Below are 403 nucleotides of genomic sequence, written 5' to 3'. Positions count from 1 at the left end.
CCGGCAACTCGTCGACCGCCCCCCGACGGCGATCATCGCGCACAACGACATGCTCGCGATCGGCCTCATGCACGGGCTCCAGGCTGCGGGTATCCGGATTCCGGAGGACGTCTCGATCGTGGGGATCGACGATGTCCTGGCTTCTCGCCTGGTAACCCCGAAGCTGACCACGATCGCGCTGCCCGCCCTCCAGCTCGGCCTCCAGGCGGTGCGCAACGTGGTCGCTCTGGTCCGCGGCGCCGTACCGAAGTCCGACTCGGCACTGGTGATGCCGGTACAGCTGAAGGTTCGTGAATCGACGGGGCCCGCGCGCAAGGCACAGAGCCTGCGCTGAGCGCCGCGACCGTCTACACCCAGGCGGCGCCCGGCACCGAGGTCCGGGCACGGTAGAGCGACGTGGACG

1 protein-coding gene is annotated in these 403 nt (G+C 69.5%); it reads left to right on the top strand.

Annotated elements, in window-relative coordinates; all coding sequences use genetic code 11:
- Window positions 1-334 (top strand): substrate-binding domain-containing protein (locus BN358_RS12135; RefSeq protein ID WP_040583164.1); only part of this gene is annotated, 334 nt, incomplete at its 5' end.
- Between the last annotated feature and the right edge of the window lie 69 nt (window positions 335-403).

It is taken from the genome of Sedimentibacter sp. B4, from assembly GCF_000309315.1.
Taxonomy (GTDB): domain Bacteria; phylum Bacillota; class Clostridia; order Tissierellales; family Sedimentibacteraceae; genus Sedimentibacter; species Sedimentibacter saalensis.
Note: the sequence above shows the minus strand (reverse complement) of the source record. Positions and strands in the feature narration are given on the sequence as shown.